General features: G+C 44.0%; 20 protein-coding genes. 5 read left to right on the top strand and 15 right to left on the bottom strand.

All coding sequences use genetic code 11. From position 1 onward, the window contains the following. Positions 1 to 90 precede the first annotated feature (90 nt). Entirely contained in the window at positions 91 to 531 is a 441-nt protein-coding gene (locus BAE46_RS07570) for an aldolase/citrate lyase/malate synthase family protein (RefSeq protein WP_006005370.1), read from the top strand. A gap of 36 nt (positions 532 to 567) precedes the next feature. Here the strand turns inward: BAE46_RS07570 and BAE46_RS07565 are convergent, their stop codons facing one another. Beyond that, positions 568 to 1680 carry a cystathionine gamma-lyase gene (locus BAE46_RS07565; protein ID WP_070112219.1) on the bottom strand — a complete coding sequence of 371 codons (1113 nt, stop codon included), beginning with the start codon at positions 1678 to 1680 and terminating at the stop codon, positions 568 to 570. A gap of 121 nt (positions 1681 to 1801) precedes the next feature. On the opposite strand from BAE46_RS07565, the gene BAE46_RS07560 reads away from it, so the two are divergent. Beyond that, positions 1802 to 2878, top strand: a complete 1077-nt coding sequence (locus BAE46_RS07560; RefSeq protein ID WP_006005374.1) for a ligase-associated DNA damage response exonuclease — start codon at positions 1802 to 1804, stop codon at positions 2876 to 2878. After that, a complete protein-coding gene (locus BAE46_RS07555; RefSeq protein ID WP_006005376.1) occupies positions 2875 to 4566 on the top strand; it encodes a cisplatin damage response ATP-dependent DNA ligase in 1692 nt (563 codons plus the stop codon). Before BAE46_RS07560 ends, BAE46_RS07555 begins: the two co-directional genes overlap by 4 nt. Positions 4567 to 4666: 100 nt before the next feature. Here BAE46_RS07555 and BAE46_RS07550 read toward each other — a convergent pair whose 3' ends face one another. Beyond that, entirely contained in the window at positions 4667 to 5275 is a 609-nt protein-coding gene (locus tag BAE46_RS07550; protein WP_006005378.1) for a glutathione S-transferase family protein, read from the bottom strand. 129 nt (positions 5276 to 5404) lie between these two features. Next, positions 5405 to 6211, bottom strand: a complete 807-nt coding sequence (ubiG, locus tag BAE46_RS07545) for a bifunctional 2-polyprenyl-6-hydroxyphenol methylase/3-demethylubiquinol 3-O-methyltransferase UbiG (protein ID WP_070112217.1) — start codon at positions 6209 to 6211, stop codon at positions 5405 to 5407. A gap of 130 nt (positions 6212 to 6341) precedes the next feature. Between ubiG and BAE46_RS07540 the strand changes: the two genes are divergently transcribed. Next, positions 6342 to 6704 carry a DUF2237 family protein gene (locus BAE46_RS07540; RefSeq protein ID WP_006005383.1) on the top strand — a complete coding sequence of 121 codons (363 nt, stop codon included), beginning with the start codon at positions 6342 to 6344 and terminating at the stop codon, positions 6702 to 6704. Position 6705: 1 nt separating this feature from the next. Here BAE46_RS07540 and BAE46_RS07535 read toward each other — a convergent pair whose 3' ends face one another. From BAE46_RS07535 to BAE46_RS07480, 12 genes are all read right to left on the bottom strand, one after another. After that, positions 6706 to 7176, bottom strand: a complete 471-nt coding sequence (locus BAE46_RS07535) for a DUF4112 domain-containing protein (RefSeq protein ID WP_006005385.1) — start codon at positions 7174 to 7176, stop codon at positions 6706 to 6708. Further along, positions 7173 to 8261 carry a ferrochelatase gene (gene hemH / locus BAE46_RS07530; RefSeq protein WP_006005387.1) on the bottom strand — a complete coding sequence of 363 codons (1089 nt, stop codon included), beginning with the start codon at positions 8259 to 8261 and terminating at the stop codon, positions 7173 to 7175. Before hemH ends, BAE46_RS07535 begins: the two co-directional genes overlap by 4 nt. 136 nt (positions 8262 to 8397) lie before the next feature. Further along, entirely contained in the window at positions 8398 to 10005 is a 1608-nt protein-coding gene (locus tag BAE46_RS07525) for an AbgT family transporter (protein ID WP_006005389.1), read from the bottom strand. A gap of 257 nt (positions 10006 to 10262) precedes the next feature. Next, positions 10263 to 11147: a protease modulator HflC gene (hflC, locus tag BAE46_RS07520; RefSeq protein ID WP_006005391.1), complete on the bottom strand. Its 885-nt coding sequence runs from the start codon at positions 11145 to 11147 to the stop codon at positions 10263 to 10265. Beyond that, positions 11148 to 12308 carry an FtsH protease activity modulator HflK gene (gene hflK, locus BAE46_RS07515; RefSeq protein WP_006005393.1) on the bottom strand — a complete coding sequence of 387 codons (1161 nt, stop codon included), beginning with the start codon at positions 12306 to 12308 and terminating at the stop codon, positions 11148 to 11150. Positions 12309 to 12442: 134 nt separating this feature from the next. Then, the gene (gene hflX, locus BAE46_RS07510; RefSeq protein ID WP_006005395.1) at positions 12443 to 13726 is read right to left on the bottom strand and encodes a ribosome rescue GTPase HflX; all 1284 of its coding nucleotides are present in this window, start codon (positions 13724 to 13726) and stop codon (positions 12443 to 12445) included. 18 nt (positions 13727 to 13744) lie between these two features. After that, positions 13745 to 13990, bottom strand: coding sequence for an RNA chaperone Hfq (gene hfq / locus BAE46_RS07505; RefSeq protein ID WP_006005397.1), 246 nt, complete (start codon positions 13988 to 13990; stop codon positions 13745 to 13747). Between the two features lie 65 nt (positions 13991 to 14055). Beyond that, positions 14056 to 14991 (bottom strand): tRNA (adenosine(37)-N6)-dimethylallyltransferase MiaA, encoded by a 936-nt coding sequence (gene miaA / locus BAE46_RS07500; RefSeq protein WP_006005399.1) that lies wholly within the window; start codon positions 14989 to 14991, stop codon positions 14056 to 14058. Beyond that, entirely contained in the window at positions 14988 to 16910 is a 1923-nt protein-coding gene (gene mutL / locus BAE46_RS07495) for a DNA mismatch repair endonuclease MutL (RefSeq protein WP_006005401.1), read from the bottom strand. The genes miaA and mutL overlap by 4 nt, the downstream gene beginning before the upstream one ends. Before the next feature lie 30 nt (positions 16911 to 16940). Further along, on the bottom strand, positions 16941 to 18368 hold the full coding sequence (locus BAE46_RS07490; RefSeq protein ID WP_006005403.1) for an N-acetylmuramoyl-L-alanine amidase: 1428 nt from the start codon (positions 18366 to 18368) through the stop codon (positions 16941 to 16943). Then, positions 18365 to 18844: a tRNA (adenosine(37)-N6)-threonylcarbamoyltransferase complex ATPase subunit type 1 TsaE gene (gene tsaE / locus BAE46_RS07485; protein ID WP_006005405.1), complete on the bottom strand. Its 480-nt coding sequence runs from the start codon at positions 18842 to 18844 to the stop codon at positions 18365 to 18367. The genes BAE46_RS07490 and tsaE overlap by 4 nt, the downstream gene beginning before the upstream one ends. Beyond that, a complete protein-coding gene (locus BAE46_RS07480; RefSeq protein WP_070112215.1) occupies positions 18841 to 20346 on the bottom strand; it encodes a bifunctional ADP-dependent NAD(P)H-hydrate dehydratase/NAD(P)H-hydrate epimerase in 1506 nt (501 codons plus the stop codon). The genes tsaE and BAE46_RS07480 overlap by 4 nt, the downstream gene beginning before the upstream one ends. A 6-nt stretch (positions 20347 to 20352) precedes the next feature. Between BAE46_RS07480 and queG the strand changes: the two genes are divergently transcribed. After that, entirely contained in the window at positions 20353 to 21546 is a 1194-nt protein-coding gene (gene queG / locus BAE46_RS07475; protein ID WP_006005409.1) for a tRNA epoxyqueuosine(34) reductase QueG, read from the top strand. Positions 21547 to 21739: the final 193 nt, after the last annotated feature.

Raw genomic sequence — 21739 nt, 5'->3', positions numbered from 1 at the left:
TTGCTAAGTTTTATCTTTAACTTGCACGTCTTATTTTAATAACAAGCTATAAACGTTAAGCATTACACAAGACATTCTGGAGAGTACATCATGAATATGCCAATCGCTGAAATTAATCGCCGCCAAGAACAAACCCAAGCGTTTGCAGCACTGCAAGTTATGCCTGTAGCAAATATAACTGAGCAGTCAGATGCTAGCAGACTCGATACTTACCTTAGCCCTAGCGAAATGCTCGACCATCGTTTTGCCCTACAAAATGGCTCTCATAAAGACGTCAAACAGTATCTTGTTTACTTTAACCATTTAATGGCATTTTTTGTAGATGGTTCTCATTGCGGCCTCAAACAAGCAAGTCAGTTTGTTGCATACGCAGGGCAAAAAGAATTACCAGAGTCGATTGTGCTCAAAGAAAATAACGTGCATATTGAAGTTATTCTCAACACTGCGAAAGGCGCTGAAGATATAAAAATAGAGCTTGTGTCACAAGATACTTTCACCGCACCTTCAGGCGAAGATTACGTTGTTGAATAAAGCTAATATCAACATTACAAGAGCACTCTCCTTATTCTATAACTGCTTAAGGGCCTGCATCACGTCATAGATAAGGTCGTCTGCTCTTTCGCAGCCTACGCTGAATCGAACAACACCTGGTGCAATATTATCGGTTCCCCAACGCGCGCGTCTTTCTGCGGTGCTGTGCACGCCACCAAAACTAGTTGCCTCATATACAAGGCTGCATGCTTTAAGAAATGCGTCTGCTTTACACTTACTATCAAGCTCAAAACTAATAATAAAACCAAACAGTTGCTGCTGTGTTTTAGCAATATTATACGATGGGTCCTTAGGCAAACCCGGATAACGCACGCTCTTCACTTTAGGGTGTTCATATAATGCTTGGGCCAGCAGCATTGCCGTGTCGCACATACGCTGCAAGCGAACGTCTAACGTTGATAAACTGCGGTGCACCAGCCAAGTTTCCATAGGACCTGGAATATTACCCGAAAATTTACGCCACTGTCTTATTTTGTCGCTTAAAGCTTGGCTGGTGCATGCTACATGCCCAAATACAACATCGCTGTGACCGTTTACCGCTTTGGTGTCTGCGCTCATAGAAATATCGGCGCCTAAGGCTAGTGGCTGCTGGCCTAAAAACGTAAGAGTAGTGTTGTCTATTGCCAAAAGGCCACCGCTTTTATGAATTTTCGCGGCAACACCTTGAATGTCAAAAGTGTCAAGCATGGGATTACTGGGCGTTTCTAACAGCGCTAGGTCAATACCGCTAAAATCGAAATTATCAATCTCTTGAGTGGGAATGGTTTTCAGTTTTACACCAAACTTAACTAAGTATTGTTCGGTGTAAAAACGCACAGGCGCATAACCATCACTTGGCAGTAAAATAGTATCGCCGGGCTTAAGCAAACTAGTCAAAATGCCCGCAGCTGCTGACATTCCTGATGGAAACACGATGGTATCGCCGCCTTCTAACTGTGCTAAACCTTGTTCAAGGCTAGTCCACGTTGGTTGCCCAAAGCGACCGTATTGATAGGCATTCGGATCTACATCGCCAGACAAGTGAAATGTACTGGCAAATTCAGGCCCGTGGCGAAAGGCACGTCCATTTTCAGGCAACGGCGCACCTGCATTTATGCTTAAAGAGGCTAATGAAGGTTTGCGGGGCATAGCGGTGTGACACCTTATAAGTTTATATAACGTAGATAATAATTATACTTTACCAGTGAGTAAACAAATTAAGGCCTTAGTGCGTAAAAACTATTAATTATTGCGTCATTGGTAGTGTAAAATGCACCCAGAAAACTGGATTAAAACAGACGAAAAAGGTTTATATTGTAGAGCCTTAAACGCCTACATAGATCCTATGCAACCGGTTGAACATGCCATTATTACGCATGCCCATGCTGATCACGCGCGTGCAGGCCATACTCATGTGTATGCAACCGCCGCCACACTGGATATTATGCGTGTACGCTACGGCGAAGATCATGCACAAAATACACATGCCTTAGCATACGAAGAAACCATAAACCTGCATGCAGGGCAATTAACGCTCTATCCAGCCGGGCATATTTTAGGCTCAGCCCAAGTACTCATTGAATACAAAGGACAACGCTTAGTGCATACAGGTGATTTTAAGCGCCAAAGCGACCCTACCTGTGCACCTTTTGTGCCGGTTCCCTGCGACGTATTTGTGACTGAGGCAACCTTTGGCTTGCCCGTATTTCAACATCCATCAATTGAAGATGAAACCCAAAAGCTGCTGGCGTCTTTAGTGCGCTTGCCCGAATCATGTCATGTAGTGGGCGTATATGCCTTAGGAAAATGCCAGCGCTTACTCATTGCTTTGCGTCAGTTGGGTTATCACAAACCAGTTTATATTCATGGCGCATTAGTTAATTTGTGCGCGCTTTATGAGGAACACGGCATACCCCTTGGCGAGCTAATTGAAGTGGCTAGCCTAACTGACTTATCAATCTTAAAAGGACAAATAGTGCTAGCACCGCCCTCGGCCTTAAGTGACAGATGGTCACGCAAGTTGCCCAATGTAATGACTGCGATGGCCTCTGGCTGGATGCAAATACGCGCCAGAAGTAAACAAAAGCGCGCGGAGCTTCCACTGATTATTTCAGACCATAGCGACTGGCAAGATTTGATTACTACCATCAAGCAGGTGAACCCCAAAGAAGTATGGGTCACTCATGGCCGCGAGCAGGCTTTGGTGCATCAGGCTAAGCAAATGGGATATAAAGCTAAAGCTTTGAATTTGGTCGGCTACGGTGACGGCGATGAAGATATTAACAGCGAAGCGCCAAGCGCTAAACTTAGCAAATCTGAAAGCAAACAAAAAACTCAGCGCGTATGAAAGCTTTTGCAGACTTAGTCAACAACCTCTACTTCTTAAACAGTAACAATGCAAAATCAGAGTTATTGCTAGAATATTTAGCCACAGCCCCAAGCCCAGACCGAGGCTGGGCAATAGGCGCCATAGCAGGTACTTTACACTTTGAGTTTTTTAAACGCAAAACCGTAAAAGATATTATAGTAGAGCGGGTCGACCCAGCACTTTTTGCATTAAGCTACGATTATGTAGGCGAGATGAGCGAAACTGTCGCACATTTATGGTCAACCACCGCTGATGCCGAGGCCTTCGCAAAGCAAACAGCCTTAGGGGTACCTAGTTTGGATGAAGTAGTGACGCAATTCACACACTTACCCAAACCGTCTATAAAACCTTACCTTGTGAGCTTGCTCGATATAATGACGCCCACGCAGCGCTGGGCATTATTAAAACTAGGCACGCGGGGTTTGCGCATCGGCGTGTCGGCGCGCTTCATGAAAAAAATATTGGCGCAACACGGGGCTAAACATAATCCCAGTATTACAGTGGAAGACGTAGAGCGAGTTTGGCACGGTGTACAACCGCCGTATAATGATTTACTGGCATGGCTTGAAGGCAAGGCCGACATGCCCGACATTAGCAACAAGCTTACCTTCCAACCCGTTATGCTAGCACACCCAATTGACGAAGCCGCGCTTGCCCGTATTAGCCACGAAGAATGGCAAGCTGAATGGAAGTTTGATGGTATTCGCGCCCAGCTTGTCAGTAATCACACCGGAACCGCCTTATTTAGCCGCACAGGAGATGACATATCGGCTAGCTTTCCCGATTTAGTGAGCAGCGTTGAAGCCGCTAAGCTTGAAGGCCGCTTTGACGGTGAGCTTGTTGCTTTATATCCATCGGTATCTTCTGCTCCCACTGGCGATGCACCGCAAAATTACGCGCACATTGCTAGCTTCAATCAACTTCAAAAGCGTTTAAACAAAAAAAAGCCAACGAAAGCGCTGATGCAGTCTATTCCTGTGGGTCTTATAATCTATGACGCACTTCAAATTAAGCATGAAGATTTACGAGAGCAAGCCTTGTCGATAAGATCGGCCAAAATCGCGAAGCTTTTTACTAAAGACCAAAAAATTGCAGGTGAAGAACGCGGGACTTGTCTAAATCTATTCCCTTCGGAGAAACTGCTATTTTCAAATCCAGACGATTTAACCGCCCTAAAAGTGCGTGCTAGCGCGCTGTCTAACGGCTATATCGAAGGTATTATGATTAAGCGTAAAGACACCGCTTATGTTGCCGGTAGGCCAAAAGGTCAATGGTACAAATTAAAGCGCGACCCGAAAGTGATAGATGCCGTGATCATGTATGCCCAGCGCGGCCACGGCAAGCGTTCTAGCTTTTATTCTGACTTTACCTTCGGCTGCTGGCAAGATGATGTACTGTTGCCTATTGGTAAAGCGTATTCAGGCTTTACCGATGAAGAACTTAAGAAGCTTGATACGTGGGTAAGACGCAATACCTTGGCCCGGTTTGGGCCGGTGAAAGAGGTAAAAAAAGAACTTGTTTTTGAAGTTGCGTTTGATGCAGTTGCGCCATCGAACCGCCATAAATCTAAAGTGGCGCTTCGATTTCCAAGGATCCATAGGATAAGATGGGATAAATCTGCTGCTGAGGCAGATCAGCTATCCACGTTGATTGATATGATTGAATAAGGCTTCACCCGTGCCTAGTTTGCAGGTTGACAGGGCCACACTCCAAAAACCTTCACCCCTTTCGTGAGCCTAAGCCAAGGAAGTGAACAGCGTCAGTAAATCACGCTCTTGCAGATGGCCGTTCATTCATTTTATCGTACCATCGGGTAAGATTAACTTGGCTGTCGCCTATACGGATGTCGACTACTTTGCCAAAGTCTATAGCACAAAACGCGGTAATATCGGCGATACTAAAGCTTGTCCCAGCCATAAATTCGTTGTCAACAAGCCTTTTTTCAAGCACATTCAAATATTTACTCGCACTAATACCCGACACTTTGCCAAATTCTGCTATTGGCGTCATGCGATCTTTAAAGTAGCCCGAGGTATGTTGAAAACACATGCCAATTTGGTTAAACAAGCAAAGTTCTATTTGCCGCTGCCACATAGCAATAGTGGCCTTTTCAAGCGGCGTTGTGCCCATGAGAGGATTTTGCGGATGCAGTGCTTCAAAGTACAGACAAATTGCGTCACTTTCGCCTATGCAGGTACCGTCGTCTAATTCGAGCACGGGTATTTTACCGATAGGGTTTTTGGTGCGCATTTCTGGCGACATGTTTTCGCCTTTAGCTAAGTCTACTTGGACGTATTCCATTTCTATGCCCTTTTCGGCTAAAAAAATTCTGACTCGGCGAGGAGTGGGTGCGGTTTTAGTATCATAAATTTTCATGTAATCACCTTTATTCTTATTTTACCTTAGCCTACAGGTTTCTATTCATACATGCCAAGTGGCTTACTTTATATACCTTCATTATATGTACTTATGCCTTGATGAACTTACTTTTAAAATACACAGTCACTAATCTCGAATACTGCCAAGCTTTTCATAAATTTGCACGTAATTCACTGCCACACTTTTGCTCAAACGCCAGCGTTTGGTAAACAAACTATAAGACATGCCTATTTCAGCGATCAGTTTTAGTCTTGATACTGAGCCCATACTGTTGAGCTCAAAAGGCGTTACAAAGAAATGCCAAGTGTGGGTACCTCTTGGCAAATAACGCATAATATATTCAGCCCCAACAATACCCACTACAAAAGATTTAATGGTGCGATTAAGCGTTGCCATTATAACGCAGCCACCAGCCTTGCAAAGTTTGCTACAGTGCGACACTAATTCTTTTTGATTAGGCACATGCTCTATAACTTCAGCGTTTATCACCACATCAAAAGGGCTTTCATTACTTTCAATAAAATTTTGCGTATGTTCATGAATGTAATTGATCTTAAGTTTAGACATTAAGGCATGGCGCTTTGCCACTTCAATGCTCATTTCGCTCACATCTAGACCTGTAACCTCTGCGCCAGCTTGTGCAAGCGGCTCGCATACTAAGCCTCCGCCGCAGCCAACGTCTAAAATTCGTAAACCTTTTAAAGGTTTCTCAGCGTTTATGTCTAGCTTGTAAAAGTCACATATTTGCGCAATAAAGTATTCAACCCGCGCCCGGTTAAACTCTAAAGCGGTTTTGTACTTGCCATTTGGATCCCACCAATTTTCGGCTAGCGCATCGAACTTTGCAATCTCCTGCGAACTAAAGTTTAAGGCAGTATCTTCCCCAGATGCCGCACCTTTTTTTAATGGCGTAAGTTTACTTTTATCTAACATTGTTAATTCACTAATCTCAATTTAATTATGGATAAGAATAAGTACTTGTTAATTCATTAAACATCAGTACCATTATGATGCACAATAATAATATTATTATGCTAGCGATAGTCTCACTATAAGGAATAATATGGCCAATCAATATAATGTATTAGGTACTCGTCTGCAGTTGTGCTGTAGTAACACCGGCTTCACCCGTGAAGGTTTCTGCTATGTACCTGAATCTGACGCCGGCAACCATAGTGTTTGCGCCATCATGACCGACGAATTTTTGCGATTTTCCAAATCTCAAGGCAACGACTTAATAACACCTAATCCTGGATACGAATTTCCTGGTTTAAAAGCCGGTGACAAATGGTGCCTTTGCGCTATTCGCTGGTATCACGCTTCCTCGGCGAAAGTGGCACCCCCGGTTGTGCTTGAGGCGACCAATAAAAAAGCCTTGGAAGTAGTTTCTTTAGACACCCTAAAACAACACGAATATAAGGCCTAAGCTAGACATCCTGCTTATCGTGCTCTTTTTGCCAAGCGTCTAACTCACGTTTGGCCAGCGCGTCTATCTGTACTTTATTTTGCGACACCCACCATGTTTCCATTATTCTGACGTTTTTTTGGTTAGCTTTAAAGAACATATCGACTATGTCACCCAATATTGGTACAAAACCCAAGCCGTAATCGAAGATCGCATTGCGTATCATTTTGTACTTCAGCGGATTAGGTAGGCCCATTTTATGGCCTAAATGCACAATTCTCATGGAAGCTGCCAACATAACTGTATCACCAACAACAGGAATGAGACCAACCAAAAAATCGAGACCTACTCTAAATTTAATAAACGGCAGCTTAACCGCAGTATCAAGCAAATTGCCTAAGGACTGTGCTTTCAATAACTCAGAGGGCGCCTTGAAGTTCTCATCAATTTCTACACCCTGTGATATATTAGCCAGCCCTTCTTTTTCATTCATCTTTCAGCGCCCAATTGTTTTGCACGCAGGCCTCTTTGCTCAAACTCGTCTTCAACATGCTGTGGCTGCCATCCCTGCATATTGTTTTGTAGAAGTTCAAACAGCATATCAAGGTGAGCGTCGTCGCTGTTTAAAGAAGCAATATATTCGTAGCGCTCACCACCATTTTCTTCAAAATACTCGCGGTTTTCCTCACCAATCTCTTCTATCGTTTCTAGGCAGTCGGACGAAAAGCCTGGACATATTACCTGCAACGACTTTACCCCTTGGCTCGGTAAAGCTTTCATAGTGTCGTCGGTGTAAGGCTTTAGCCATTCATCAATACCCACTCTTGATTGAAAACTTGTCATGTATTCGTCAGGGCCTAAACCTAGCAAGTCTGTTACCAAGCGCGTCGTTTTGTAGCATTGACAGTGATAAGGGTCACCTTTTAATAGGTATTTTTTGGGAATGCCATGATATGAAAAAAGTAACTTGTCTGCCCTGCCGTGCTTATCCCAGTGCGCCTTTATAGTGTCAGCTATGCATTTAATATAACCAGGGTTATCCACATATTGACTGATAAAGCGAAAGTCAGGTAACCATCGGCGCTTGAGAAAATCGTTTGCAATAGCGTCAAAGGTTGACCCGGTGGTTGAAGCGCAATACTGAGGATATAATGGTAAAACAACGATTTTACGTGCGCCCGCATTAAGCAATGAGTCAATAGCGCTATCGATACTAGGTTGACCGTAGCGCATGGCATAATCGACTATGACCTTGTCACCCCATGTTTCGGCAAAACGGGTAGCTAGGCCCTTGGCCTGATTTTTAGTGTGCACTAGCAAAGGCGAGCCTTCATCACTCCACACCGTTTTGTAGGCCGCCGCAGAACGCTTTGGTCTTGTGTTTAAAATTATGCCGTTTAATATAAACCACCAAATCGCTTTGGGTAGTTCTACCACCCGAGTATCTGACAAAAATTGTTTAAGATAAGGTTTTACGGCTTGCTTCGTTGGCGCCTGAGGCGTGCCCAAGTTAGTAATAAGTACACCAATTTTGTCAGCTTGATTGTGCGTGAAGCCAGTCTGAGACTTATATTTCATAGTTCAACTTTTTGTTTTATTTAAGATATTAATTTAGGTACGCAGGCTAAGCGGATTTAGACTGATTGAATTACCGGCAATGCTTCACAAAGCTGTGATAAAGCATTGCCGGTATAAAAACAATTTAATACACCGCTTAGGGCTTATAGAATGTAGGTGCACCTGGTCCTACCGGTAAGGCAAACACAAATACCCATAGATAGAATAAAATTATCCAACCAACGGTGAATATCATAGTGTACGGCAGCATTGTTGCAATTAAGGTCCCAATACCTAAATCCTTTTTATATTTCACGCCAATAGCGAGTATTAAGCCAAAGTAGCTCATCATAGGGGTAATAATATTAGTCACCGAGTCTCCTATTCTGTAGGCCGCTTGAATTACCTCTGGTGAGTAACCAACTAGCATCAGCATAGGCACAAAAATTGGTGCAGTTATTGCCCATTGCGCCGAAGCACTGCCAAGTGATAAGTTAACCAAACCACACATTAAAATAAAGAGTACGAATACCTCAGGTCCATCAAACCCTGTGGCTTGTAAAAAAGCGGCACCTTTTACTGCTAATACTGTGCCTAAATTAGTCCATTTAAAGAAAGCCACGAACTGAGCTGCAAAAAACACTAGCACTATGTACAAGCCCATTGAACTCATTGACTTAGACATCGCCTCTATTACATCTCGATCGTTTTTCATACTGCCCGTTATCTTGCCATACACAAAACCAGGTATTGCAAATGTGACAAATATATAAACAACAATACCTTTTAAAAATGGAGAGCCTGCCACCAGACCGGTCTGAGGGTTACGCAGCACGCCATCCGCAGGCACCACGGTTAGCGCTAAAAGACCTAATAAGGCCACAAATGTGACGCCGGCCCATTTCATGCCCTTTATTTCTAAGGCGGTTACTTTACCTATTTCTTGCTTGGCTAAATCGATTGTTGCTTCGCTAGGATCGTATTTACCTAAGCGCGGCTCTACTATTTTTTCAGTAACGAATGCGCCAAGGCCCGCAATTAAGAAGGTTGATACAATCATGAAATACCAATTCACTTCTGCGCTCACCAAGTATTCAGGATCGAGAATTTGAGCAGCGCTCTGAGTAAAACCCGCAAGCAGTGGATCTACCGTACCAATGAATAAGTTAGCACTATAACCTGCCGATACGCCGGCAAAGGCGGCCGCTAAGCCTGCAATAGGATGGCGACCTAATGAATGAAAGATCATAGCAGCGAGCGGGATCATAACCACATAACCAAGCTCAGATGCAGTATTAGAAATTATCCCCGCAAAGACGATAACCAGCGTTACCATGCGCGGCGATGCGTTCATTACCATTGAACGCATAATAGTGCTTAATAAACCTGAATGCTCCGCTAACGACACCCCAAGAAGCGCCACAAGGACTGTTCCTAGAGGTGCAAAGCCGGTAAAGTTAGTCACCAGGCCCGTTACAATTTGGCGCAGACCGTCGGCATTTAATAAAGAAATGACCTCTATTATACCATCGGCTTCACGACCACTTGCGCCTACTGGACGAGGATCCATTACGCTGACATCAAAGTAGCCAAGAATACCGCTGAGTATCACAATAAAGACGGCTAACGAAGCAAACAAGGTAATGGGATGCGGAAGCAAGTTGCCTAGCCATTCTACGCTCGCTAGAAAACGAGAAAACCAGCCGTTTGCATTGTGCGTGTCTGCGCTATTAGGTGTATTTTTATTTGCATTGTTACTCGACAAAACAACCTCTTTTATAATTTTTATGGTAAACGATTATATCTAAACTAATCCACGTTAGATTTTTCAACATTTGTTTGCTACTAAACGGCTAAAGAATAACAAAAATAATTGTTTATTTCATTGCTTAATCTGCCTGCAAAGCCAATACAATTTAATACTCAAACAATTCACAGCAGTACAAAAAAAATCCCACAGATTTTTAATTCTGTGGGATTTTTATCAATCCTCTTGACCTGCTGTTACGGTAGTAACACTCTTTATGGCTTACCTGAACTGTCGTTCAAGAATCGAAAGAAGTCACTGTTAGGCTCTATGACAAGCACGTCTTGCTTGCTGTTAAAGCTGTTACGATAAGCGTCCATGCTGCGCAAAAATGCGTAAAACTCTGGATTTTTATTATAGGTTTGTGCATATATATTAGCTGCTTGGGCATCACCTTCGCCACGAAGCTGTCGAGCATTACGCTGGGCATCAGCCAACATTACTTCAACTCGCGCATCTATATTCGCTTTTATAATTTCGCCCTGCTCTTTACCTTGTGAACGATATTCTCTAGCCGCCGCTGCACGCTCGGCGCGCATACGGTTGAAGATTGAAATACTGATTTCTTCAGGTAAATTTATTTTCTTTACCCTAACGTCAACAATTTTAATGCCTAACTCGTCAGAGCCTTCAGAAGCCTGTGACATAGCTGAATTCATTAATTCAGTACGTTCACCTGATACAATTTGCTGGATTGTACGGGTACCAAACTCTGCACGCAGGCCGTTATTAACTCGCTGTTTAAGCAGCGCCTCAGCTTGCACTCTGTTGCCGCCTGTAGAAAGGAAGTACGTAGCAAAATCTTCGATTCTCCATTTAACATACGAATCAACTATTAAGTCTTCTTTTTCACTCGTCACAAAGCGATCAGAGCCTTCATCAAGCGTCTGTATTCTGGCGTCAAGCGTTCTTACTTTGTCAAACACAGGGATTTTAAAATGTAAGCCTGGTTCACGCACTGCGGTAGTACCATCAGCTTCTTGCTGAACTTTACCAAAGGTTATCACTATTGCACGAGTACCTTCTTTAACTACAAATACTGAACTATAGCCAATAAGAAGTGCTAAAATTACTATAATTATGGATAAGTTTTTTACCATTTAATCTCTCCCCGAACGGTTGTTTATGCGACCGGTGTTAAGCATGGGGTCAGGGAGCTGATTATCAGAATCTGCCCCTTGATTACGCAAACCTTCCAATGTGCCCATCGTGCCTGTTGCTGGCGCTTGGCCTTGTCTCTCCATTATCTTATCGAGGGGCAAGAACATCATATTGCCACCGCCTTCGGTGTCTATCATTATTTTTGTAACGTTTGAATAAACACTCTCGAGCGTCTCTAAATAAAGCCGTTGGCGGGTCACCACCGGTGCAGCTTCATACTGTGGCAACAATTCCTCAAAGCGGGCAACTTCACCTTGGGATTCTAGTATCGCCCTTTCTTTGTAAGCTTGAGCTTCTTCGTTTAATCTGTTCACCGAGGCACGAGCACGTGGTTCGATTTCACGCGCATAGGCCTCGGCCTCACGAATAAAACGCTCTTCATCTTCTTGCGCTGCTATGGCGTCGTCAAAGGCTGCACGAACCTCATTTGGTGGACGCGCGTTAGTAAAGTTGAGGTCAACAATCGCAACACCCATCTGGTAAGGATCAATAATACCCTGAAGTTCTTCAAACACACGTTGGCGAGCAACTTCCTTACCAGCCGTTAACAACTCATCCATTCTAGAATGACCCACCACATAGCGAATTGCACTATCAAAAGCTTGAGACAAGCTCGTTTGTGGATTTTGCACAGCAAACAACCACTGTTTGGGATCAACCACTCTATACTGCACTTCCATGTCCACAGTAACAACGTTTTCGTCTTCTGTTAGCATAGAGCCCGACGAACCCAAAGATAGGATTTCTTGAATGTTGACTGGGATTACATCGTCAATGAAGCGAAAGCGCCACTGCAAGCCTGGTGAAGCCAAAGAATGAAATTCACCGAAGCGAAGTACTACACCACGCTCTGCTTCTTTAATAGTGTATATTCCGCTTAATGCATAAATCAACAGAGCAACTACTGCTATCAAGCCAATACTCTTTCCGCCTAAGCTAGGCCCTGTTGATGTTCCTCCGCCATCGCCATTACCCCCGCCTTTTCCGAATTTACCGAACAGGTTTTTAAGTACATCATCTATATCTGGTGGACCTTGCTCTTTGCCACCGCTTTTTTTCCAAGGGTCGTTTTTATTACCACCCGGCTCATTCCAAGCCATACATTCACTCCGAAGTTAAAATTTACACGCTTTATACGCTGTCTGTAGATGAATAGATTTGTAAAAATCAAATTAAATTCTTATAAAGTATTCGCATTTTTATTGTTTAAAAACTGATTTGCTTGTGTGGATTATTAAATGATGTAATGACTGAGTCTGTTATCCACTTTTTTATCCATCCTATGCCAGTCCGAGGCCATCATGGTGATACTAACTATCCAGTCACCTGTATCAGAGTATTCTTGCTCATTAATGCAATTTAACTCATACAGCATGCCTCTAATTTTTCCATCTCCCGCCGGGACTGCTAAGGTATAGTTCACCATTTCTTGGCGTAAACACTCAGTTAGGGCTTGTTTTAATAAATCAATCCCTGTGCCGTTTTGAGCCGACACCCATACTCTTGTTGGCCTACCTTCATCATCGCGATCAATTTTAGGCACCACACCGTCTAGGCGGTCAATCTTATTGCAAATTATAAGCTGAGGAACTTCATCAGCCTCTATTTCTTTAAGCACGTCATTTACTTGACCCATGTTTTCTGCATATTGCTCATCTGCATAGTCAACCACGTGTAGTAATAGCGTCGCTTCTTGCGTTTCTTGCAGTGTAGCCTTAAATGCGGCCACCAAATCGTGCGGTAAATGACGAATAAATCCTACCGTGTCAGCCAAAATAGCCTGACCCACCTCTTGTAATTCAATTTTGCGCAAGGTGGGATCTAAGGTAGCAAATAACTGATCAGCAGCATAAACCCCAGCGTCGGTTATGGTATTAAATAAGGTAGATTTGCCGGCGTTAGTATACCCTACCAAGGAAACGGTGGGTATTTCCGCCCGCTTACGAGATCGTCGTCCTTGTTCACGCTGCTTTTGCACTTTGTCAAGGCGTTTCAAAATAGTTTTAAGGCGCCCTCTTAATAAGCGTCTGTCAGTTTCAAGTTGCGTTTCGCCCGGCCCGCGCAAGCCTATGCCGCCTTTTTGTCTTTCTAAATGTGTCCAGCCTCGAATGAGGCGTGTTGATATATGACGAAGTTGCGCAAGTTCAACCTGCAGTTTACCTTCATGGGTACGCGCACGTTGAGCAAATATGTCAAGAATGAGACTGGTGCGATCTAGGACTCTACACAAGCACAACTTTTCGAGGTTGCGCTCCTGTGAAGGTGATAAAGCATGGTTAAATATTACAAGGTCTGCACAAAGTGCAGCCACTGTGTCTGCTATCTCTTGTGCCTTTCCAGTGCCCACAAAAAACTTCGCATGAGGTGCTTTGCGCGATGCAGTAACAATGCCCACGTTATTTACGCCAGCAGAAGATACTAACAGCTGTAGTTCGTCTATATCTTCTTTGTTTTGTTCGTCTGAAAAGTCTATATGAACTAGTACGGCCTGTTCACCGCCCTCGTAACGATCAAACAAATAAATGCTCCAGCTTAGTTAATCTGATGTGGTGTCGTCTGACTGCTCTGTAGGCATGCTTATTGCGCGCGAAGGCACAACAGTAGAAATAGCATGTTTGTAAACCATCTGACTGACTGTGTTTTTCAATAAAACCACAAATTGGTCAAAAGACTCAACTTGTCCTTGCAATTTTATACCATTAACAAGGTATATGGCTACAGGGATTCTCTCTTTACGTAGTGCGTTTAAAAACGGGTCTTGCAGTGATTGACCTTTTGCCATTAGTCATCCTTATTTTTATTATCGGCTTATATTATACGACCGCTTTGAGTGTACATAATTGTGTCTTAGGTTGCACCCACTTTTTGTACAAGTCTTTGAAGATTATTAAAATCTGCACTATCAAGTGCAGTAACATCATTGAATCCCCGCAACCAAGTTAGCTGGCGCTTGGCTAACTGTCGTGTTGCAATAATTCCTCTCTCACGCATTTGTGAGTAGCTATACTCACCCTCTAAATATTGCCACACTTGCCTATAGCCGACGCTTCGCATAGAGGGCATGTCAGCTTCTAGCGAATAACGCACTAATAATTCTTTCACTTCTTGTACAAGTCCACTGAGTAACATGCTGTCAAAACGCTGCTCTATTAGCACATGGAGATCTGCGCGCTGACGAGGCATTATGGTAAACTGACAAAAGTTAAATGGTAAACGCACTTTTTGCTGCGCCTGAAAATGGCTCAGTGATTTACCCGACACCATGAACACTTCAAGCGCGCGAGTTAGACGTTGGGCGTCGTTTTTATCGATACGCAGGACACTTTGAGGGTCTACTTCGCTTAGCTGCTTATGTACGCTAGCTAAAGTCATTTCACTAATTTGTTGACGAATATTTGGTTCAGCGGCTGGTAGCTCATTTAAGCCATTTATAAGAGCATTAAAGTACATCATGGTGCCACCGGCCAGTATAGGCTGCTTACCTTTTTCCAACACGGTAACAATTGCATTTTGGGCATCTGACATAAAGTTAGCCACACTGTAGCTGTTTTGAGGGCTAATAATATCAATTAAATGATGAGTAACCCCACTTTGCTCTTGTAAGCTCGGTTTAGCGGTGCCTATATCCATGTCTTTATATACCAGCGCTGAATCTACACTTATTACCTCACCGTTTAAAACCTTGGCCGATTCAATTGCTAAAGCTGTTTTGCCAGACGCAGTGGGGCCCATTATGCATATTACAGTGGGCAGCGCATCATTCTTTTCTGCCTCAATACTCATTTATCTGGTGACATCCAAGTTGACAAATGCAGTGACTTCGCATGTTTTTCACACAATGTTTGCAACTGCTGTGCGCCTAACTCATTCATCCACCCGTTCAGCATACTACTTGTTACCTCAAGACTCCTGAGCCACGCTAACGCGATTGTGCTGGCAAGTATATCTGCATCAAGTTTATGAGCAATAATTTCAGCGCTTATGAGCTGGGGAAAAATACTCGCCCAAGGCAACTGACGAAGCTCACAAGGGACCTGTTTCAAAATAAGCTTTTGATGGCTTACCGACATTAGCATGTTCATGTTTGCAAAATAATCTAACTGAGTTTGTTTTATGCTTAGCTTGTTTTCAACAGACACCGGCATTAGCAAAGGCTGTGCAATGGTAGAGTCCAAGATTCTTATCTTAACTATCTTTGCCAGCAATTTACTTATAGGCAGCACATCTAGATTTTCACCGCGAGCTAGTACTACATATGGTGAATTATAAAGATAATGATGCATAGTCAAAGAAGGACTTGCTAGCTGTCTATGTTGCTCATTTTGGCCTTCGTTAGAATGAGCCGCTTGATTATGCTGGGTGGCTTTAGTGAGCTCAACTGTTGGTAAGGGGTGCTGCGAAGAGCTTGGTAAATCTATGCCTGCATAAAAGTCATGGTTGGCTTTTATTTCTCTTCTTGCGGGTACATTTGAGCGGTGCTGTGAAGACTTCGCCAATCCAAGCGGTGATTGCGACCTGCTGCCTTGAGTGTCGCTATAATCGTTATTTACAAAATTAGTGCTCATACCATCTTTGTTTGAACTATCGCTGCGAGCGGGACTTAAGGTTTGAATATAGTTATGACTGGGCGCCTCTAGCACATTCTTGCCGCTCGTCGCAGCGTTATCAGCGTAGTAACTAATAGCGTCGTTAACGGCTTTAAACACAATATCATGGACCTGTCTTGACTGATGGAATCTGACTTCATGCTTCGCTGGATGTACGTTTACGTCTATTTGCTGAGGTGATACTTGCAAGTATAATACGTAACTTGCAAAGCTTTGCGGTGGCAGTGTGTCTTCATAAACTTGCCGCAGTGCATGCGCAAGGAGCTTATCTTTCACCATGCGACCATTTACAAAAGTATATTGTAAATCACGGGTGGCAATGCCGTGGCCTAGCTTGCTGCAATAGCCGCTTAACACCATCCCATCAAAGGAATAGTCTATTGGCGTGCAGTTAAGCAGCATATTTTTACCACACACTTGCTCAATTCGCTTCGCAATATCTTTAACGCGGGGATATCTACAGCAAAGCTTTTGATTGTGTTTTAGCTCAAACTGCACATCGGGTCGGGTTAACGCGATTCTTTTGACAATATTCTCAATGTGTTGAAACTCTGTTTTACCAGTGCGAAGAAACTTGCGTCTTGCCGGAGTATTGAAAAAAAGGTCAAGCACTTCAATTGAAGTACCGTCTGGATGCGCGGCAGGCTTAAGCTCAACCTGCATTTGTTTACCTTCAGCGCACGCTTGCCATGCTTGTGCCTGAGCACTGGGTTTTGACGTAAGATTTAATCGACTTACCGAGCTAATACTAGCAAGTGCTTCACCGCGAAACCCCATGCTGGTTATGTGTTCTAAGTCATCTATATTGCTAATTTTACTGGTAGCATGACGGCTCAAGGCAAGGGCTAACTCATCTTTAGCAATACCCGCGCCGTTGTCACGAATTAATATACGCTTTTGGCCGCCTTGCTCGATTTCAATGAGCACCACAGTAGCCCCCGCATCTAAGCTATTTTCAAGTAATTCTTTGACCACCGACGCCGGGCGCTCAACCACTTCGCCTGCGGCAATTTGGTTTGCTAATTGAGGCGACAATATCTTTATTGGCCTGTGCACGGCTGAGCCGCTTGGTGAAGTATTCGTTATGTCTACCATTATACTTTGCTCACGAAGAAAAATCGGACACTATTTGGGTATCGTTAATACTTGGCCAACCTGAAGCAAATCAGAGTTGAGCTTATTTTGCATTTTTAACGCTTTAACACTCACCCCGTAACGCTGGGCAATGAGTGATAGAAACTCGCCGCTGACCACTTTATGACTAAGGGGTTGGGAATACTTAGCTAAAGCCCAAGCGGTTCCATCGGGTGGCGTTTTCTTAAAATAACGTTTAATAGACGTGTACATTGCATTTGCTAAACGCTGCCTATGCTCAGCCCAATTAAGATTTTTTTCTTCTTGAGGATTAGAAATAAAACCAACTTCTACCAAAATAGAAGGCGTTTCTGGTGCTGTAAGCACTGCTAAACTGGCGCTTTGCGGCAGGCTTTTATGCATCCTTGTAACCCCTTTCATATCCTTTATCAGCTCGTGGCTAAGCTCGTAACTTAATGCACGAAATAAATCCATCGACATATTCAAAATAGTCTCTGCAAAGTAACGTTCGGTATCTCTATCTTCAATTATATCTGCGGCGGGGCCAAGAAGCTGTGAGCTACGCTCGGTTTGTTCCAGCAATCGGCCCAGTTCACTGTCGGCTCTGCCTTTAGATAAAAACCAAACCGAACCACCTCTTGGCTGGGGTGAAGTAAATGCATCAGCGTGGATAGAGACTAACAAATCGGCGTTTTCTCTAACCGCAATTTCAGGCCTGTCGTTTGGAGATATGTAGTAATCGCCTTCGCGGGTTAGCACTGCGCGTAAGCCAGGTTGTGCATTAATTTGCCTGGCCAGCATTTTTGAAATGCTTAATGTGATGTGCTTCTCGTAGGTACCCGCGGGGCCAATTGAGCCGGGATCAACACCTCCATGCCCTGCATCTATTACTATTATAATATCTCTGTCACGGTCAGGTTCCAAAGCATTAACGGCAACATTTGGATCAGCGTTATTCGAGCGCGCATTACTTATGGCGACCTCAGATGGAGGATTAGGGTCAATAAGTTCAATCACTAGCCGGTGCCTCGCCTGCTTAACGTCTTCATCCGCTGGCGTTAAAGTGAATAGTCTAACGCTAAGTTTCTTGTTGGTTTCAATCACTATGCGACTATCTTTAGACGTTATTGGCGTGGAATGTCTCAACTTGCTGACTTTATTGCCCGACAGCCCTATACTCGAAAAATTGAATGCGTTGTCTACATTTTGTAAATCGATGACAACGCGCTCGGGATTAGCCAGCGAAAAGTAAGAAAAACTTGGTGGTTCGTCGAATTCGAGTACTATGCGCGCTAAATCGCGAGAGTCAGAAAAGCGCACATCTGTCACATTTACCTGTTTTGCAGACACACTTTGAACACAGCCTATAAAAAGCGCAAACACTGTAAACGTAAGATATACAAATAACGCAATAGCGCTGTTGGCCTGCTTTACATAGGTACCTGCTGACTTTTTCATTGCCTGTTACTCTTTAGCCCTTCTATGCAAAGCAGACCAAAAGGGCTAAATCCTTCAAATTCGAACATACGGCCGCTGCGATGATAGCTAATATCAACAATTAAATCGGGGACCGGCAATAGCCCCTGTCCTTTTTCTGGCCACTCCACTAAACAAGCACTTTGAGGAGTAAAGTAGTCCCGTATGCCCATAAACTCAAGCTCTTCTGGATCTGCTACCCGGTATAGATCAAAATGAAATAAGGTGTTAGGGCCTAGTTCATAGGGTTCTACTAGCGTATAGGTAGGACTTTTAACATTGCCATTGTGCCCTAAGCTATGCAATAAAAAACGACTAAAAGTCGTTTTACCGGCACCTAAGTCACCGCGCAAAAATGTGCATGTCCCCCCGTAACCTTCTTCGGTAAAGGCTTTTCCCAAAATAAACGCGACATTACGGGTGTCGGCTTCGCTGCTGCAATACTGCTTTATTTTCATTCTTTTTCGTTTATTAGTAATCTAACGGTGGCAAACAAATCACTAGCTAATAATCCGCGCTGCCCATATTTTTGCGCTACTATATCACCTGCTTTCGCATGAATCGACACCCCGTATAAACAAGCCATGTCTTTACTGAGTCCTTGCGCCATTAAAGAGCCCAAGATACCGGCTAATACATCGCCCGTACCGCCCGTTGCCATGCCCGGATTACCATGCCTGCAGACCCAAGCATGGCGTTGATTGTCGACGATACTGCCCGCTCCCTTCAATACGCAGGTAGCCTTATAGCGTATTGAACAGCGCCTAGCAAAATCAAATCGATTTGCCTCAACCTCTGCAATAGAGACGTTTAACAGACGCGCTGCTTCACCCACGTGTGGCGTAATAATAGAGTCTCTTAGCGTAACAAACTCGGTATCAAGCGCGGCTAAATTCAAGGCATCTGCATCTATCACTATTGGTTTTGACGTATGTTGACAGTGCAGCATTACCGCGTCAAAAGCTTGTTTACCCCATTCGTCTTGGCCCAAACCAGGACCAATGACGATACAGCTTGCCCATTTTAGCATCTCTTTGAGACCTGAACTTACCACCATAAGTTCAGGTCTGCCTGCACTAATTTGTACGATAGAATTTTGATGTGTAAATACTTTCACCAGACCCGCACCAGCACGAAGCGCCGCTTCGGATGTCATGCGAATAGCGCCTGACATTCCTTCGTTTCCACCTACACATAACAAGCGGCCGTGCGTGCCTTTATGACTGTTCACTGAGCGCGGCGCTAAACCCTTAAGATATTTCAAATCTAATGCGCTTGCATCGCTTTTAGCAATACTAGCAAACGCTTTTCCAATGCCTAAATCTTCAAATATAAGCTGACCGCAGGCCTCTATGCCAGTTGATGTGGTTAAGCCAAGTTTTATGCCCACAAAAGTGACCGTAGCGCTTGCTACAATGCACTTTCCCAATGCAGCCCCTGTGTTTGCATCTAAGCCGCTAGGCAAATCTATACTAACCACAGGCTTATTACTGTTATTGACAAGTGTAATGGCTTGCGCGAAGTCTGATCTAACTGCGCCGCTTATCCCGGTACCTAATAAACCATCAATAATGATATCTGCTTTATCTACAAAGGCTTTTGTCAGCCCCTCTACTTTACCGCCACACGCAAGCCAATCAACCTGCGCGCGCTTCACATCACCAGCAACTTCTTTATTTGTTTGCACGGCGCACAGGCGCACATTTTTACCCGCGTTATAAGCACTAAGCGCCGCCACATAGCCATCGCCTGCGTTATTGCCGCTGCCCACGACTACCAAATAATTATCTACATTAGGAAATAGAGTAACGCAGTGCTGATACACGCAGGCACCTGCGCGCTGCATTAAGCTAAACATATCTATACCGAGTGTTTTTGCCGCGGCTTGCTCATGCATTCTTACTTGATCAGTTCGATATAATTTTTGTGTTAAGCTATGGTTAAATTTCTCTTGCAGCATAAATGAATGTCCTTAATAAATTCAACTAACGGTAGCGCGCACGCAGACGTCAATGACAGCTCTTGCCTTGACTTACTTGCACTTGCTAACAATATCAAGGCTTGGGGCAAGGCGCTAGGCTTTCAGCAAGTGGGCGTGTGTGACATTGACGTAAGCCAGCAAAAACCCATGCTTGAAGCCTATTTGGAGAAGGGTTATCACGCCAGTATGGACTACCTCGCGCGCAACGTTGACAAGCGCTTAGCGCCCGAAAAACTTCACCCTAACACCTGTCGTATTATCAGCGTGCGCATGAACTACCTTCCGCCAGAAGCTCAGTTTGCAAACAACTTACAAAATGATAAACAAGCCTACATCAGCCGATACGCGCTTGGGCGTGACTATCATAAAGTGATGCGTTCTCGTCTAAAAAAACTAGGAGAACGTATAAAGCAGCATTGTGAAGCCTTAGATTACAGACCATTTGTAGATTCTGCGCCAGTGCTAGAGCACGCTATTGCGCAAAAAGCGGGTTTAGGCTGGACGGGCAAACACACACTTACCCTGAATGAAGAGGCTGGGTCGTGGTTCTTTTTGGGCGAGCTGTTTGTGAATATTCCTTTACCTCTTGATGAAAGTGCCCAAGAAAACTGCGGCACCTGCACTGCATGTATCAGCATTTGTCCCACTCAAGCGATAGTAGCGCCTTACCAATTAGATGCAAGACGCTGTATTTCATATCTCACCATTGAACATAAAGGTGTCATCCCATTGGTATACAGAAAAGCAATGGGAAATCGTATTTATGGCTGCGATGATTGCCAACTGGTATGCCCTTGGAATAGGTATGCGGAAGTAACGCAAGAGAAAGATTTTTTCGCTAAAGAATTTCTGCAAGGCGCTAGTCTTGTTAGCCTATTTGAATTAACAAAGCTTGAGTTTTTAGAAAAAACCCAAGGTTCGCCCATTCGCCGAATAGGGTATGAAAGTTGGCAAAGAAACCTATCCATTGCCATGGGCAATGCGGGTTTTGACGAACAGATACTTTCAAGTTTGCAGCGAGCGCTGTCTTGTGCTGTGTCAGATGTATTAAAAGAACATTTCGCGTGGGCTATTGCCGAGCAAAAAACACGTAAGGCAAATCCGGAAAAGGCAGTCAGCACTAGACAACACGAGCGCCTTATCCGTATTGTGCAAAAGGGCCTGCCGCGCGACGCATAATCAATTGGCCTACCTGTACATGTAACTCTTACAAAATTCTCTGCCAATTTTTCCCACTTTTGCTTACAAAAGGCCCTTCATTGCTTTATTTAATTTTACGTGCTCCTAGCCAAAGCTCGGTATCAAGGGCGCTCACCTGTACTGTGCGTCAATTGGCATCCTTAATGCTTGGTTATTTGAACGTGGGGATAAG

This window comes from Glaciecola punicea (assembly GCF_001756615.1).
GTDB lineage: Bacteria > Pseudomonadota > Gammaproteobacteria > Enterobacterales > Alteromonadaceae > Glaciecola > Glaciecola punicea.
The sequence above is the reverse complement of the archived record's forward strand: the minus strand, read 5'-3'. Positions and strand labels throughout refer to the sequence as shown.